Here is a 15,356-nt window from a genome sequence, read left to right as displayed (position 1 = left end):
TCCCCTTTTGAGGTGACTTGTGAAAATCTATTTTGATGAACAAGATGTTGCCAATGCAATTTGTGTATATGCGGCTGATTTGGAAGGAATTCGACCAGAAAGTGTACAAATTGAATTTCTATTTAATGAAGATGATGGTGTAAGCTGTGAAGTATCAGCTAATCATCGGAATTTAATTTATTTTGAGCAACAAATATCTGACGCAATTGGTTTTTACTTGGAAGAGATTCATCGTTTTTCATCCTATGCAATGGAAATCATTATTGGTTTTGATGAAGAAGATGGAATTACGAGTGAAATATCATTTGTCTATTCATAAAACCCGAGAGAGAACTGGATGTTCTTTCTCGGGTTTTTTCGATTGCTTAGGCATAATTCGTTACGTATTCGTAAACAATATCTTGTACTATTTCATATAATTCACGGTCATCATTTAATTGTTCGGTAACGATTTGTTCGTACAGTTTATCTAGCATATCAGCTGTAATCCACTGTTCGTGTTCTCCTCTATATTGCATTAACGCTCGTTTAATCATCTGCTTTACAAACTGTCCATCCACTTTAAGTCTTTCCTCCTTTAAGCTAATTTTAGTATAGCTAAAATTTTGTATTGTTCCTAGCGAAAAAATTTATTGAAATCGAACGTATATTCGTTTAATATATGTTTATAATAAAAACAAGAACATTAGTTCTGCTATTTTTTGGAAAATCGGAGTGATATGTATGAGCATTTGTTATGAAGAGTTACCACATCATCGGATATTATGCATCGATATGAAGAGCTTTTATGCAAGTTGTTCTGCGGTCATGCTCGAATTAGATCCATTAGAATGTTATTTAGCAGTTGTTGGAGATGTGGAGAGGGAAGGAAGTATCGTACTTGCAGCCTCTCCGCGATTGAAAAAGGAATTTGGGATTAAAACAGGATCAAGGGTTTTTGAAATACCAAAAGATCCTCGAATCAAAATTGTAAATCCTTCAATGTCAAAATATCTAGAAATCTCAACGAACATAGTAAAGTTACTAAATGAAATTGTCCCTTTAGAGGATTTACATGTATATAGTGTTGATGAATGTTTTTTAAAGGTGGATGGAGTGAAGAGACTATGGGGGGATGCGTGGGAGATTGCCGAAAAAATTCGTACTGAGATTATGGCACGATTTCAATTACCTTGTTCGATTGGGATTGGACCGAACATGCTTTTGTCAAAGCTCTGCTTAGATTTAGAAGGAAAAAAAGATGGGATAGCGGAGTGGACTTATGAAGATGTAGAAAAAAAACTATGGCAGGTAAGTCCTCTTAGTGAAATGTGGGGAATCGGTAAAAGAACCGAACGCACTTTAAATGCAATGGGTATTTTTACCGTAGGACAGTTAGCGAAATATCCTCTTCATTTGCTGGAGAAGAAATTCGGAGTGATGGGAAATCAACTATATCATCATGCGTGGGGAGTAGATCTGTCTGAGCTAGGTGCGCCAATAATGAACGGACAGATTAGCTTTGGTAAAAGCCAAATATTAATGAGAGATTATACAAAAGTTGAAGAAATTAAATTTGTTATTCGTGAAATGTGTGAAGAGGTTGCACGCCGAACTCGTAATGCTAGGAAGGCAGGACGTACGATTACATTAGGAATTGGATATAGTCGGGAAGAATTTGGTGGAGGATTTTCTCATGCATATACAATGGATGAACCTACAAATATTACTTCAGATTTGTATGAGATCTGTACAAAACTATTTGATCGATATTATGAAGGGAAGACAGTTCGGCAAATTCTCATTTCTCTTTCGAATATTGTAAGTGATGAAATCATGCAGTTAAATTTGTTTGATCAGAAAAAACCTCAAAAGCGCAATTTAGGATATGTGATGGACGCAGTCCGAAAAAAATACGGATCATCTTCGCTCCTCTGGGCTGTTTCTTATGCGGAAGGAGGAACAGCACTTGCCCGAAGCAAGCTGGTAGGTGGACATAAAGGTTAAAAAATTTCCTTTTGTCCTTTTCCCCTGCAAAGCCACTAGTTCTAACCCAGATAAAAAGAGAAGAAAAGGAGAAGAATGCCGATGATTCGTGACCGTGGCACCATTAAATGGACGTCAATGATGTTACCAGAACATGTAAAAATGCTTCGTGATTGGAAAGTATCACAAAATTATGAACAACAAAAAGAAGTAGATGAACAGCTATTAGAGAAAATGAACCGTCATCTTCAACAGGCAATTCACGAAGATGAAAGTGTACAAATTACTTATTATAAAGACCACTATCACCATAATGTAAAAGGAAAAATAGGGAAAATTAATTTACACCAAAATAGGCTATCTATTTATGAAGAACAGGCTGGATATATGGAGCTGTTATTAAGTGATATTGTGGACGTGAAAATTGGATCTTGAACATCCAAAAAAATAATTAACCATTAACGAAAATCCCCCCTTTTTTAAGTACATATACATCGAAAGGGGGAGTTGAAAATGGCTCAAATTGCTACTCAACAACTAACATTGTATGTAAATTTACATGCAGGAAAAGATGCACAAGGAAAAATCATTATCAAGAGGAAGGCATATAAAAATGTCCGAGTTGATGTTGATTTAGTGAAGCTAAGTGAAATCGGTAATGCCTTAGCATCATTGCAAGATCTACCATTAGTAGAGCTAGAAGTATTAAGCAATGGACTACTTTTAAACAGTTAAAAAAGGAGGAAAGCGATATGATTCAAACATTAGAACTTAAATTTTTAAATGAAAATGAAAAGATTGTTACGCTAACAGTAGACAATCCAACAATTCCAGTTGATCCAACATTAATCAATCAAGTAATGGATAAAATTGTAGCAAACAATGTATTCACTTCTACAACCGGAATTGTCGTAGCCAAACAAGGCGCCCGCTTGGTTGGTAAGGAGATTATTGAGATTGAGCTATAAGCTCTATTAGGAAAAGAGTTTTGTAGGCAGTCTAAAGACCTTCTGAATGCAGAAGGTCTTTTTTTGCGTTATAATAATAAAGAATGAAAACATAAAATAGAAAATAGTTAAATTGTAAAAAGAATGCTTTAGTAGAATTGGGGAATAGTTAGCATTCAGATTATAAGAGAATAGTAGAAAAGGAGAGAACGACATGGCACTAATTGCAATTGATATGGATGGTACACTGGTAAATGGTAAGAATGGAATACCAATGGAAAACATTGAAAGCATCCGAGCGGCACAAAAGGAAGGAATCCATGTTGTCATTTCTACAGGTAGAATGTATGAAAGTGCGAAGGAGGCATTAGATGAAGCTGGTCTAACTTGTCCGATTGTCTGTTTAAATGGCTCTCAAATATATGACTATGAGGCAAAAATATTGCACAACGATTCAATGGATAAGGAAATTTTTGCGAAAGCCTTAAGTATATGTGAAGCAGAAAATAAAACATTTATTATTAGTACTAGTGAAGGATCATTTACAAAGTGTCGAGATACACTATATGATGAATTTTTTACTGATAAGCAAACTGGCAAAACACACAAAGTAACAGCTACTTTAAGAAAAGTTCGAAATTACTCTTCTATTGAAGATTTTAATAATCTTGATGTATATAAAATATTATTTCTTTCTAATAATGAAGAGGTTATTAGTCGCATTCGTCTAAAACTAATGCAAGAAGAGAATTTACTAATTACTTCGTCAAGCTCAAATAACGTTGAAATTAATGCAGCAAATGTAAGTAAAGGGGCGGCATTATTAAAGCTTGCACCAATCCTTGGAGTAGATTTAAATGAGAGCATGGCAATTGGAGATAGTTTTAATGATGTCTCTATGTTTAATCGAGTAGGTTTTCCAGTAGCTATGGGAAATGCGAAAGAAGAGCTAAAAGGCCACTGTACATTTGTTACAAAAACAAATGAAGAAGCAGGCGTAGCCCATGCAATTTATCATTTTTTAGATCAAAAACAGAAATTGAAGCAAAGCTAATTAAATTCTGTTTGTCGACTGGCAAAAGAGGGAGTTCAAAAGTTAAAGTACTTTTTGAGCTCTCTTTTTTTATGGGATAAGTTGCTGATTTTTGTTATCTAACTAAATGGCAGTTTAGTTGCTTAAGGTATGTTACAATAAAAGGAAAATAATGGAATTCTATATATTGACATCCAAAAATATAAGGGGGTTTAATTTGAAATATTTAATTATACTTCTTGTAATTATTTCTACTTTTATTACGGGTTGTTCAAACTTAAAAGGAAACGAAGAACAAAATATAATAGTTCAAAAGCGTATTGCTGATGTAAATAATTATGAAGACTTCAAAGTAATTACTATAAATGAGAAAGTTCAAAAGGTAAGAGCGATATTAGATAATATTAATTGGGAACATGCAAAAGTAGATATGGTAGCACCAGCAGATTACAGATTTATATTTCAATTTAAAAATCCAGAAATAAATGGAAAAGCAGTGCTATATGAGCTTTGGAATATTCCTGATAAAGATAAAATAGAACTTGCAATAAGCGCCGAAAGTAAATTTGTTCAATTAGACAAGAACAGTTCAGCTAAACTATATAAAATACTAATTGGTGGAAAGTTAGATGACCAAAAATAATATTCTGAGCTCGAATGTAAGGTGTTTTTTATGTGCATCTTTGCATTGGTATAGTTGTGACTATTTAAAACAAACATTTGAAATTAGAGCTAACTAGTACTTCAATTTCTTATGCAACAAACGTATGCAATAGTTGAAGATCACAAGCTGCTAATATGCGGCTTTTTTTATTGAAGTAAATGGCAGATTAGTAGAATAAAGAATATAACAAAATTGGTAAATTATGTTATATTGGGTGAGTAGTTAATAATTATAGGAAGTAGTAGAAATCAATGAAATTATTTATGAAAATTGTCTTAACCTTAGCATTTTGTCTTTATCTTGTCGTCCTTACAAATCAAATACTATTTAAATATGTATCTCCATCAGAAATAATCAGTCATTTTAATTTTAACTATAATGATGATCGTTGGCATGGACATAATTTTATTCCTTTAAAAACTATTATTTATTATATTTTTTTAGCTGACATAAATTTAAATATTAGGATTACAAACTTAGTTGGAAACATTATTGGTTTTGTACCTTTTGGTTTCATCCTTCCAATATTATTGAAAGGGTTCAAAAATTTTAAAGTTATCGTAATTGCAACTTTTAGTTTAAGTTTAACTTACGAATTAATTCAGTTAATATTTGACTTTGGAAGTTTTGACATTGATGATTTAATTTTAAATACTTTTGGAGGGTTATTAGGTAATTTACCAATTAAACTTATTCAGTTAATTAATAATAGGAAAAACCATTTGAAAATAACCACCGATTTATAACAAAAATATGATTAAACTATTGAACTAACGTAATGCATTAGTTCAATAGCAAGAACCATTTGAAGTGGTTCTTTTTTTGTTATTAAATAATAACAATCGATGTATTAAGGGAAGATAACACTAGAGGTGAGTAGAAAATGAAGATGAAAGTGATGATTTTTATGTTCATTATGATGTTATCTTTCGGATCGATTGTAGGATACGCGCAACCTAAAAAGTGTCCTGTGTTAAGTGACTTAGATAAAACATTAATAAAGAATAAAAAAGAGGTAATTGAAGCCTTAAATACCTTAATACCAAAAACTTATGGTACAGGTTTAGAGGATCTTCCAGACATTTATAAGAAGTGGAATGTTGTTACGGCAAAGCCATTCCCTAAAACAGTTGGTGTTAAAGAAGAAGAGGATTATTTTGGAATGGCAAAGTATTTTTGTGGGAAAGAAATTGCTGAAAAATCTTGGCTTGTCCGTTTAGATTTTCCGAAAGCACCTGGAGCTAACTTAGCCCAGGGGCAAATATTTTTAGCCAAAAGTAAAGAAAAGGGCTGGTTTGTTTGGTTTCGTTATCATTAACCTTGTACAAATAACGCATGCATATATTCAATAAGAAATACAAAAACCCTTCTTAAAAAAGAAGGGTTTTTGTATGCTAGATTTTTTGTTATTAGAATAATCCTTATCACTTTATTAGTAAAAGGGATTATCATTTTTGCACAGAATTTACATATTATGGAAATGAAAAGGAGAGGTTTTATGAAGAAACTACTTTTATCACTTTTAGTTTTAACATTATTCGGATGTTCCAATAAATCGCTTCTTTTTAAAGGGGAAAGCGAACATTGGAAAGGAGAATACTCTGCTGATATAACCAATGATACGAGAGAAGATGGACAATTTATTTTTAAACTAAAGAAAGGTAATAAAGTAAAAAAGAATCTAGAGATTAATATCAATAATGGTCAAACTGTTCGCACAGAAGAATTAAATAACGAAAATACTATTACGATTCCTAATGCCTGCTCTGGTTGTTCTGTTACAAGTAAATCCTCACCTATTGAAGTAACGATAAAATGGAATAATCAAGAGGAAACCTTTAAATTAAAGAAAAAATAATCTGGTACTTTTATTTTTTGAAACTATGAAAACAGAAGATAAACCAATCACAGACTTAAAAAATCATATTAATCCTATTAAAAAAAGAGATAACATTGTCGTTGGATTAGTAATATTTTTGAGTGTTTTTTACTTATTTATTTTGATTTTTAGCATTCTGGGGCAATATTACTAATTCCTTGTTCAACTTACGCATGCGGTAGTACAATAAGGAATTTCCAGAGCCTTATCGTAAAGGATCATGGGAAGAAATGCAAACACTTGTGTACTTTATTGATAAAGCTTGTTTCTTATCCGAATTTTTCCTTTCTACTATTTTATAGACATAAAGATTATATAGTCTAACATAATCTAAATATAAACTATAAAGGATGTGGAAAGTTAAAATGGATGCAACCTTAAGTATAATTCCAATCATTATGATGCTTTTTAACATAGCAATTCCTGTATGTCTTATAGTAGTAGTCTACTACTTCTATAAATTATTTAAAATCCGAAACGAAGAATTAAAGAAGCAAAATGAACTACTAAATCGGATTGTAAATGTACTAGAGAGATCATAGACTTTTGCAATACATATGATTAAAAAGAACTTAGTCTGATGATGACTAGGTTTTTTTTAATCTATAAAAATTGAAAAAAAAATAAAAAAACTAGTGGACATGCTGTAACGAAAAGAAAAAACTTTCATATTAATAAACTATATCAACAATTATAGACAAGCCTTTAATATGTTACTCCTAAGAGGATTTATGTCTAAATAATAAGAAAAGGTGATACTATGAGATACCCAAGACCGCCAAGACATCATTTTCCACCAATACCTCCTGGCGAAAGTTTTGCATTTGTTACGAATAGTGGTGGAACAGTTTCCGTTATAAAAGAAGGTACAATTGTAACTTTTCCATCATTTCAGTTTTTAGGTGAAGGAGTTACAATTGATCAAGCAAATGAGCGATTAACAGTTCAGGTACCAGGTAATTACTTTATTACTTACACTGTGAATTTAAATGCGCTATTAGACGTATCTACAAGATTATTAGTAAATGGGAGACCTATAAATGCATCAGCAATCGTAAATGAAGTGAATAGATCCATTTACGGTAGTCAAATGATCTTACCATTAGACGCTGGAGATACAATTTCACTTCAACTGTTTGACTTTGTTGGAGATGTTAAGTTGTTACAAGGCGCAGGTGCAACAATTAATCTATTTAGAGTTCATTAGTATAAGATTTAATCATTACTCCTCGTGAAGATTCCCTATTCCGTTGCAAGAATGCACTGCTTTTTAAAAAGTAGTGCATTTTTTAATAGGTTAAAATCATAAAGTAATAAAGGTGAATCTAGTAATAACCACGAAAGTACATATCTTAAAGTATAAAATTAAAAGGGAGAATGATCTATGAGTAAAAAAGAGTTTATATTAGATCAATTAGAAGTCTGTCGTAATGTTGAAAGCTGGATTCAACCTTTAAGTGTAGCATTGGAGAATTTAAGTTTAGAGAATATTAGTTGGAGACAAAATGATTCTACTCATACGATCGGTGAAATCGTATACCACTTATATTTCTATAATGAAAGATGGTTAAGAAGATTTAAAGGAGAGATCCCAACTGAAGTGGTCGAAAGTAATGCTTCAACTTTTCAAGAGATGGAAAATTTAAAGAGGGAAGATTGGCAAGAGCTTGTTGAGCGGTTAGATGAGAATCTAGCGAATTGGCAGCAAGTTATAAAAGAAGTAGATGAATCAAAGCTTTATGAACAAATTCCAAATTTTCCAGTAGATGCAATCTGGTGGGGAGCATTATCTAATCTATGTACTCATAATGCTTATCATATTGGGCAAATCCTCTATATTCGAAAAGCACAAGGCTCATGGGTATCAAAGGAAGAGTAAGATCCGTTAATAATCAGAAAGATCATTAAATAATTTTATTGCCGTATAGGAAATAGTAGGCTAATTTGGAAGAAGTAGGAATAGTTGAGAATAGAATTGCAAAAAGATTAATAAGGGAAAATGGGGAACAAAAGATGATAACACAAAATGTTAGAGGTTACATTTTGAAAAAGTACAATATAAGCGAAGCGAATTTTTTAGGAAAGGGACAAGAAGCAGAAGTATACTCTTATGATCAAAAAAGAGTCTTAAAATTATATAAACCAACAGCATATTCAAAGCTAGAAATATTAAAGCAATTTTATGAATCAATGAATGCTAGTGATGTGAATTTTGAATTACCAAAAATTCACGAAATTATAAAAGAGAGAGATGCCGTTTTAACAATTGAAAAACGAATTGAAGGCAGAAATATACAAAAGGATTTATCAAATTATGATGAGCAAGTATTAGATTCGTTCTTTGAAAACTATCTATCTACAATAGTAAGTATTCAAAAGATTGAATTGGAAGAGCAATTTAAAGGCATTAAATTATTAAGTGATTATGATGAAATTTCTTCAAAGGACTGGAACGATTTTTTAAAACAATCGTTACTGAGAAAAAATACAGAAGTTGATCGATATTTGAAAAGAGATGTATCAGATTACGAAGTGAAATTAAAACGATTAATGGATGCATTTTCAGTTGGATACGAAGGGGAATATTCATTAGTACATGGTGATTATTATCCATCAAATCTATTAGTAAATTCAGATGGACAAATTAATGGTGTAATTGATTTCGGCTTAATGACGTTATATGGGGACCCGTTATTTGATGTTGCATTAAGCTGGATTTTATTTGATTTATATGATGAATTGGGTGAAAAAAAGCTAGAAAAATATTTAAATAAAGTAGTTAATCGATTAGGCGAAGAAGTTAGAAGAACAATTCATTTGTACGTGCTTTTTTATAGTATCTATTCGGCAAATTTCTTTTCGGAAACTTGCAGTGATGGGCACTACCAATGGAGCGTTCGCAATTTAAATAACGAAAAGTTTTGGGCGGCACTAGAAAATTAATGAAAATATGAAACTACTAATAAAAAATGCTCACTATTAAATAGTAAGCATTTTTTGTTTATTTATTTACTTCTGATTTAACTAAACCAGCTACAAGTATATAACGCTGTGGTGCATGTCCAATAAAATTAAACGGATAACAAGTGCTTACCGTTAAAGTTGGTCTTGGTTTTGGGATAATAACAGTGCGATCATCTTTATCAACGATACGAATCTTATGAACTTTATAAGTAAATGTACCAGCCGAAGTTTTAACAATTAGCGGATCGCCAACTTTTACTTTGCCAAGCTCACGGAATACAGTATCTCGATGTCCAGCAAGAACACTATTATCTCTTTCACCTGGCATCACAGATTTAGCATAATGACCTATTCCTTTTGCAAGCTCATCCTCATCTGTCCCGTGGAAGATTGGTAGAGTTGCAGAAATTCGAGGAATTGTTAATGAACCCATCTCATCGCCAAATTTAGGATAAGTCTTGTAAAGCGGTTCGTCTTTTTTAATTTGCTTCAATTTAGTTGCTGTTTCTGTTTTGATTTCTTTTTTGAAATCATCCTTAGACTGTTTATACAGCACATAAGTTTTAATCAAAGAATAAGCATTTGTTGTAGCAAAAAATAATCCGACAATAAAAAGGAGTGCTGAAAAAATAAGTAGTACTTTTCGTTTACGATTCATAGCTTATCGTTTAACAATTACCTTTTTACGTAAAACAACAGCAGTTAACATCATTAACATACCAACCATTGTCCATTCAGTTGTATGAGTTGCAGTAGTTGGAAGTTTACCGCCATTTTCCGTTCTTACTGTAACAGTTGGTTTTGGGTTTTTAATTGCTTTTTGAGTATCTTTAACGATATCTACAATTTGGTCATCACCAATAAGTTCCTCAGGTGAAAATAAAGCGTCTAATAATAGATTACCAGCGTTGTCATAAATCTCTAAATATACTTTTATATTTTCCATAGAATCCATAGAATCATCCATAGTAAGTAATTTAGCAAAAGTTAAAGGAGTTTTAACGCCATTTTGTTCAATTTTAACTTTAATATCGATTTTTAAAGTAGATTGAAGTTCTTTTACGATATTCATTAATTCTACTTTTAATTCAGCTGGTAATTCTTCTGGAGTAGCCTCAGTATCCATTGAGAAAAATTCAGGATAATTTTCTTCTAAAGCAGATGCACGTTCTCCTAATGCTTCTAATTTTGCTTCAACAGCAGGGTCGTCATTCACAACTTTTTCTATATATGAAGATAGATTATTAATTTCTGCCTCAGTAATTCCAAACTCTGAAAGAGCAGAAGAAATATCTCCCATAGAAGGGAATTCATCTTCGCTACTGCTACCTGACTCATCCTCATCTAAATAAATTAAGTTTTCGATATCAGAAGTAAAATAATACGTATCTAGTAATGATGCATTTTTGTCCATATCATCATAGTAGACTGCTAGATCGATAATTTCATCTTCAGTGTAACCGTACTCATCTAGAAGATCGTCTAAAGTTTTTTGAGTAAGTCTTTCACCTAAAGTATCTTTTAACTCATCAACTGAATCGAAATCAGAGATTGACTCACCGTAGTAAGAATTTAAATAATCCTCCAATTGCTTTTGAGTTAGATCGATACTAACTAAATAAGATTTTAATTCATTTGCATTTGGTGCTGCATATGCAGTTACACCTGGTACTACTAATGCTGCAGATAAAACGACTGAAGCCAATACCTTTTTCATATTGTTTCCCCCTTAATAGTTCATTCCCTAAATGTAAATGTGATTAGATCAGTTTTATGAATGATTCAAAGGTAATAAAGGTATGAGGGCATAAGAAAGCCGATTATTTAGAATTGCTAATAATCGGCGCCAGAAAAATAAAATTATTCTGATTCTTTAGGAGCTCGAACAACAGATTCGAATTTTCCTTTATGAGTACCGTCACAATATGGTAATTTACTTGACATGCCGCATCGACATAATGAGAAAGCTGCTTTTTGCGGATATGTATTCCCTTCAGCATCAACTAACTCAACAGTACCAGTGACACGTAAAGGACCATTATCTAAAACCTTAATTTGAACATCAGACATATTTAATTTCCTCCTACACATCTTAAAATTATTATATATTACATTTATATTAAAATAAATGGTGTAATTTAATAAAGTATTAATTTTTTACATGAAATTAACTTGGATTTAGTATAAAATGAAAAGGTTGTTTTTTTTTACCTAAGAAGAATTAAAGATAAACTAAGAAAAATTTAAGTTAAGGAGTGACAATTCATGATTCGAATAGCGAAAAAAGAAGATGCCAAACAAATTGTCCCTCTAATTGTACAAGCAATTGAAGATATTGTATTTATGTTAACAGGGACATCATCATACGAACAAGCAACACCAATTTTAGAATATTATGTTCAATCTGAACAAAATAGACTAAGTTACCATAATTGTTTAGTAAAGGAAATTGAAGGGAAAGTTGTAGGAGTGATTATAGCCTACCATTCCATGGAACTATCAGTACTTGATCGTGAGATGCTTGAAATAATAAGTCGTAATTTAAATATCCAAAATGTTAAAGTTGATAAGGAAGCAGATGAAGAAGATTTTTATATTGATACATTGTCAGTGCATCCAGATTATCAAGGCAAAGGAATTGGAACTGAATTATTAGAAGGATTGCTTTCTTTTGCCAAAAACAAAGGAATTTTACGAGTTTCATTAAATGTAGATCAAGACAAACCTTCTGCTCGCCGACTATATGAAAAAGTGGGATTTAAATATGAGAAAGTTAGATTTATTATGAAACATTCATACGATTATTTAGTGTACCCATTAAATGAAAAAATATTCGAAACAAAAGTCATTTAAGATGCATCCTTTTGATTGTTTAAGTTAAAATTAAGTTTGAACAATAGGAGGGATACATATGAATTTTTTTACATTTGCAAATCCAACAGAATTAATATTTGGTAAAGATAGTGTACAAAAGTTAAAAGAAAAGGCTGCTAGCTTTGGAAAGAATGTTTTACTTGTATACGGTGGTGGAAGTATTAAGAGAAATGGCCTATACGATCAAATAGTAGGCATACTTAAAGAAGCTAATAAAACAGTTTATGAACTAAGCGGAGTTGAACCGAATCCGAAATTATCAACAGTTCATAAAGGTATACAAATTTGTAAAGACGAAAATATCGACTTTGTTTTAGCTGTTGGTGGTGGTTCTGTAATCGACTGTACAAAAGCTATTGCAGTTGGAGCGAAATTTGATGGTGAGATTTGGGATGTTATTACACGTAAAGCATTCCCAACAGATGCATTAAAATTTGGAACAGTATTAACGCTTGCAGCAACTGGTTCAGAAATGAACGCTGGGTCAGTTATTACAAATTGGGAAACAAATGAAAAATTAGGTTGGGGAAGTAAATTTAGTTACCCAACATTTTCAATTCTAGATCCTCAAAATACGTTTACAGTACCTCGTGATCAAACAGTTTATGGATCAGTGGATATCATGTCACATGTTATTGAGTCATATTTCCACCATGGAACGAATACAAAAATTCAAGATCGTTTCTGTGAAGGTATTTTAAAAACAGTTATAGAAACTGCTCCGATCGCAGTAGAGAAATTGGATGATTATGAAGCGCGTGAAACGCTATTATATAGTGGAACAATGGCATTAAATGGAATCTTAAGTATGGGTGTTCAAGGTGATTGGGCTACACATAATATTGAGCATGCCGTTTCTGCAGTAACAGATATTCCACACGGCGGAGGATTAGCAATTATTTTCCCTCATTGGATGGAATATGTAATGAGCGAAAATGTTGATCGTTTCTGTCAATTTGCAGAAAGAGTATTTGATATTAAGCAAGAATCAATGTCAAAAGAAGAATTGGCATTGGCTGGTATTAAAGCTTTACGCACTTTCTGGAACTCGATCGGTGCGCCAAGTCGTTTAAGCGAGTACGGTATTACAAAAGAGCAACTACCTGAAATGGCTGCTAAAACGGTTAAATATGGACCATTTGGTAACTTCAAAAAATTAGATCAAGAAGATGCATTAAAAATTTTAGAGGCAGCTCTTTAAGAATAAAAACTGGACAGAGAAATAACTCTGTCCAGTTTTTATATTGAATGATGTTTAACGCCAATAGTATTTAAAAAGGAAGAAACAATTGAATAGTAATCATCTTTGTTTTCATTTAAACTCATAGCGTGTGCACCATTTTCAGCAATGAATAATTCTCTCTTGTTTTGATTTTTCGCTTCAAATAATTTAAGTGTATGTGTAAATGGAATATAAGGGTCTGGTTTACTATGAACAAATAAAACGGGATTTTTAATATTATGAGTTGCCAGTAAAGGGGAAATATCCTTAATGAAAAATCCATTCCGAAGCTTTAACCAAATGCTAGAAACTGGAAGGATTGCCCATTTAGGAAGTTTATAATCCATTTTCAAACGATATGTAAGCTGTTCCTCAAATGTAGAGAACGCGCAGTCTGAAATATAGAAAGCTGCAGAATCCTCAACAAAACCAGCATATTGTAACATTGTGCAAGCTCCCATTGACTCCCCATGAATGCCAAGAACAATCTCACCTTTTAAATCCTTTAAATAGTGAACCACAGATTGTAAGTCAAATTTCTCATAATATCCATAGCTAGTTGTATGCCCACCTGACTCCCCATGTCGCCTATGATCATAAGTGAGTACATTAAAGCCAAGCTTTAAAAATAGCTCAGCATATTTAATTGAGTTATTCTTATTGACCGTTACACCATGTGTAATAATGACCCAATTATTTGTATCAAAGGCCTCAAACAAGTATCCCCTTAATTCATACCCATAACGAGATTCAATAGAAAAGGATTGTTTTTGAACAGAACGATACAATCCTTCATCAAATCGGAAATTTTCCAACTCGCGCTGATAAATAAACTCAAGTGAATTTGTTTTCATAAACAAAACTTGCTGCGTAAAATAATAGCCAACTCCAATAAAATAAACGAGAAAAAGAACAGCTACAACAAGCCAGATCATCATAATAGAACCATCATCCTCTAACCAAAAAGAATATCAAGAATTGTCGTTAACTCACCGCGGGTTTTACCATCTAAAATTGAAGGATTATAAACCTCAACAAAACCGCAATTTAAACAAGATACAAATAAAAAATGATTATAATCAATATCTAGTAACTTACTTATACCTGAACCAGACATTGATACTTCTTTAGTTTTAGCGTGAGTATGTTTACATTTCGAACAAACAAATTTATCCTTTAACAATTCTTCTGCTCTAGCCATAAATAAAACCCTCCTTTTTAGTAAAGTGTATCATAGGAAGAAGAAAATTTAATAAAGGGAATTTGACAATTAAATCAAGAATGACAATTTTGAAAATTGAACATTGTCGCTTAATGTTCATAAATACCCTTCCAATGATCTAACAAGATTCATGAGTAATGGAGTTTGATTACCCATAAGGTGTCTATGAGGAAGTAACAAAGAGAAAAAGAAGGAGCTTGGTTCCACATGATGTGTTCATGTAGAAGTAAAAAGCGAAAGTGTGAAATGCTGTATATCAAATAGATTCAACTAATTTAAGATGTTTAAAAGTAGAGATTCAAATGAATATATTTTAGGGGACAACTAGACAAGCGATTATGATTTATGATAAATTATACAAGAAAAATTCCTTTAAAAACTACATATTTTAAATCGATGAAAAGGAAAGTAGTTTTTGCTATATTCGATAGCGAGCTAGGGAGGGTGGAAGCCTAGTGATGAAGCATGAATGAAGAACACCTTTGAGTTCTAACCGAAAGGGAACACTTAAGTAGGCTTAGACGTTACCAGCACGTTATTAACTGGGATAAGCGATGTTAGCTTTAAAGTTGGTCATATTATGACA

At 32.1% G+C, this 15,356-nt stretch carries 21 protein-coding genes and 1 other annotated feature (1 of these 22 running past the window's edge); of the genes, 15 read left to right on the top strand and 6 right to left on the bottom strand.

All coding sequences use genetic code 11. The features are described from left to right. Positions 1-19: 19 nt before the first annotated feature. Positions 20-319, top strand: coding sequence for a DUF2653 family protein (locus tag COE53_RS23165; RefSeq protein ID WP_069033397.1), 300 nt, complete (start codon positions 20-22; stop codon positions 317-319). 46 nt (positions 320-365) lie between these two features. Here COE53_RS23165 and COE53_RS23160 read toward each other — a convergent pair whose 3' ends face one another. Continuing rightward, on the bottom strand, positions 366-560 hold the full coding sequence (locus tag COE53_RS23160; RefSeq protein ID WP_069033396.1) for a YqzH family protein: 195 nt from the start codon (positions 558-560) through the stop codon (positions 366-368). A 163-nt stretch (positions 561-723) separates the two neighbouring features. Here COE53_RS23160 and COE53_RS23155 point away from each other — a divergent pair, with 163 nt between their 5' ends. From COE53_RS23155 to COE53_RS23100, 12 genes are all read left to right on the top strand, one after another. Continuing rightward, on the top strand, positions 724-1,986 hold the full coding sequence (locus tag COE53_RS23155) for a Y-family DNA polymerase (RefSeq protein WP_069033395.1): 1,263 nt from the start codon (positions 724-726) through the stop codon (positions 1,984-1,986). Positions 1,987-2,067: 81 nt separating this feature from the next. Continuing rightward, positions 2,068-2,400, top strand: coding sequence for a YolD-like family protein (locus COE53_RS23150; protein WP_098948779.1), 333 nt, complete (start codon positions 2,068-2,070; stop codon positions 2,398-2,400). A gap of 78 nt (positions 2,401-2,478) precedes the next feature. After that, positions 2,479-2,700: a DUF1659 domain-containing protein gene (locus COE53_RS23145; RefSeq protein ID WP_069033393.1), complete on the top strand. Its 222-nt coding sequence runs from the start codon at positions 2,479-2,481 to the stop codon at positions 2,698-2,700. A 17-nt stretch (positions 2,701-2,717) separates the two neighbouring features. Beyond that, on the top strand, positions 2,718-2,933 hold the full coding sequence (locus COE53_RS23140; RefSeq protein ID WP_254664575.1) for a DUF2922 domain-containing protein: 216 nt from the start codon (positions 2,718-2,720) through the stop codon (positions 2,931-2,933). A gap of 193 nt (positions 2,934-3,126) precedes the next feature. Continuing rightward, on the top strand, positions 3,127-3,966 hold the full coding sequence (locus COE53_RS23135) for a Cof-type HAD-IIB family hydrolase (RefSeq protein ID WP_069033392.1): 840 nt from the start codon (positions 3,127-3,129) through the stop codon (positions 3,964-3,966). A gap of 151 nt (positions 3,967-4,117) precedes the next feature. Further along, positions 4,118-4,588 carry a hypothetical protein gene (locus COE53_RS23130; RefSeq protein ID WP_098948778.1) on the top strand — a complete coding sequence of 157 codons (471 nt, stop codon included), beginning with the start codon at positions 4,118-4,120 and terminating at the stop codon, positions 4,586-4,588. A gap of 272 nt (positions 4,589-4,860) precedes the next feature. Beyond that, positions 4,861-5,355, top strand: coding sequence for a VanZ family protein (locus COE53_RS23125; RefSeq protein ID WP_098948777.1), 495 nt, complete (start codon positions 4,861-4,863; stop codon positions 5,353-5,355). A 137-nt stretch (positions 5,356-5,492) separates the two neighbouring features. Continuing rightward, a complete protein-coding gene (locus tag COE53_RS23120) occupies positions 5,493-5,927 on the top strand; it encodes a hypothetical protein (protein WP_286162619.1) in 435 nt (144 codons plus the stop codon). Positions 5,928-6,107: 180 nt separating this feature from the next. Then, a complete protein-coding gene (locus COE53_RS23115) occupies positions 6,108-6,467 on the top strand; it encodes a hypothetical protein (protein ID WP_069033388.1) in 360 nt (119 codons plus the stop codon). Positions 6,468-7,248: 781 nt separating this feature from the next. After that, positions 7,249-7,695, top strand: a complete 447-nt coding sequence (locus COE53_RS23110; protein WP_069033387.1) for a BclA C-terminal domain-containing protein — start codon at positions 7,249-7,251, stop codon at positions 7,693-7,695. A gap of 177 nt (positions 7,696-7,872) precedes the next feature. Beyond that, positions 7,873-8,367: a DinB family protein gene (locus COE53_RS23105; RefSeq protein WP_091021049.1), complete on the top strand. Its 495-nt coding sequence runs from the start codon at positions 7,873-7,875 to the stop codon at positions 8,365-8,367. 134 nt (positions 8,368-8,501) lie between these two features. After that, the gene (locus COE53_RS23100) at positions 8,502-9,431 is read left to right on the top strand and encodes an aminoglycoside phosphotransferase family protein (RefSeq protein WP_139116354.1); all 930 of its coding nucleotides are present in this window, start codon (positions 8,502-8,504) and stop codon (positions 9,429-9,431) included. Positions 9,432-9,489: 58 nt separating this feature from the next. Here COE53_RS23100 and COE53_RS23095 read toward each other — a convergent pair whose 3' ends face one another. The 3 genes from COE53_RS23095 to COE53_RS23085 all read right to left on the bottom strand — a co-directional run bounded on the left by COE53_RS23095 (position 9,490) and on the right by COE53_RS23085 (position 11,522). Then, positions 9,490-10,110 carry a class D sortase gene (locus tag COE53_RS23095; protein ID WP_069033384.1) on the bottom strand — a complete coding sequence of 207 codons (621 nt, stop codon included), beginning with the start codon at positions 10,108-10,110 and terminating at the stop codon, positions 9,490-9,492. 3 nt (positions 10,111-10,113) lie between these two features. After that, positions 10,114-11,169 (bottom strand): processed acidic surface protein, encoded by a 1,056-nt coding sequence (locus COE53_RS23090; RefSeq protein ID WP_091021051.1) that lies wholly within the window; start codon positions 11,167-11,169, stop codon positions 10,114-10,116. Positions 11,170-11,312: 143 nt separating this feature from the next. Next, positions 11,313-11,522 carry a CDGSH iron-sulfur domain-containing protein gene (locus tag COE53_RS23085; RefSeq protein WP_069033382.1) on the bottom strand — a complete coding sequence of 70 codons (210 nt, stop codon included), beginning with the start codon at positions 11,520-11,522 and terminating at the stop codon, positions 11,313-11,315. A 195-nt stretch (positions 11,523-11,717) separates the two neighbouring features. Here COE53_RS23085 and COE53_RS23080 point away from each other — a divergent pair, with 195 nt between their 5' ends. Together COE53_RS23080 and COE53_RS23075 are read left to right on the top strand one after the other, a co-directional pair. Continuing rightward, a complete protein-coding gene (locus COE53_RS23080) occupies positions 11,718-12,305 on the top strand; it encodes a GNAT family N-acetyltransferase (RefSeq protein ID WP_098948776.1) in 588 nt (195 codons plus the stop codon). 58 nt (positions 12,306-12,363) lie between these two features. Beyond that, on the top strand, positions 12,364-13,527 hold the full coding sequence (locus COE53_RS23075) for an iron-containing alcohol dehydrogenase (RefSeq protein WP_069033380.1): 1,164 nt from the start codon (positions 12,364-12,366) through the stop codon (positions 13,525-13,527). A 38-nt stretch (positions 13,528-13,565) separates the two neighbouring features. Here the strand turns inward: COE53_RS23075 and COE53_RS23070 are convergent, their stop codons facing one another. Beyond that, positions 13,566-14,483 carry an alpha/beta hydrolase gene (locus COE53_RS23070; protein WP_439097776.1) on the bottom strand — a complete coding sequence of 306 codons (918 nt, stop codon included), beginning with the start codon at positions 14,481-14,483 and terminating at the stop codon, positions 13,566-13,568. A 20-nt stretch (positions 14,484-14,503) separates the two neighbouring features. Next, the gene (locus tag COE53_RS23065; protein ID WP_069033378.1) at positions 14,504-14,749 is read right to left on the bottom strand and encodes a zinc ribbon domain-containing protein; all 246 of its coding nucleotides are present in this window, start codon (positions 14,747-14,749) and stop codon (positions 14,504-14,506) included. A gap of 408 nt (positions 14,750-15,157) precedes the next feature. Beyond that, positions 15,158-15,356: a binding site (T-box leader), on the top strand (it continues 40 nt past the right edge of the window).

The sequence above is a fragment of the Bacillus sp. AFS029533 genome (assembly GCF_002585125.1).
GTDB classification, from domain to species: domain Bacteria; phylum Bacillota; class Bacilli; order Bacillales; family Bacillaceae_G; genus Gottfriedia; species Gottfriedia luciferensis_B.
Note: the sequence above shows the minus strand (reverse complement) of the source record. Positions and strands in the feature narration are given on the sequence as shown.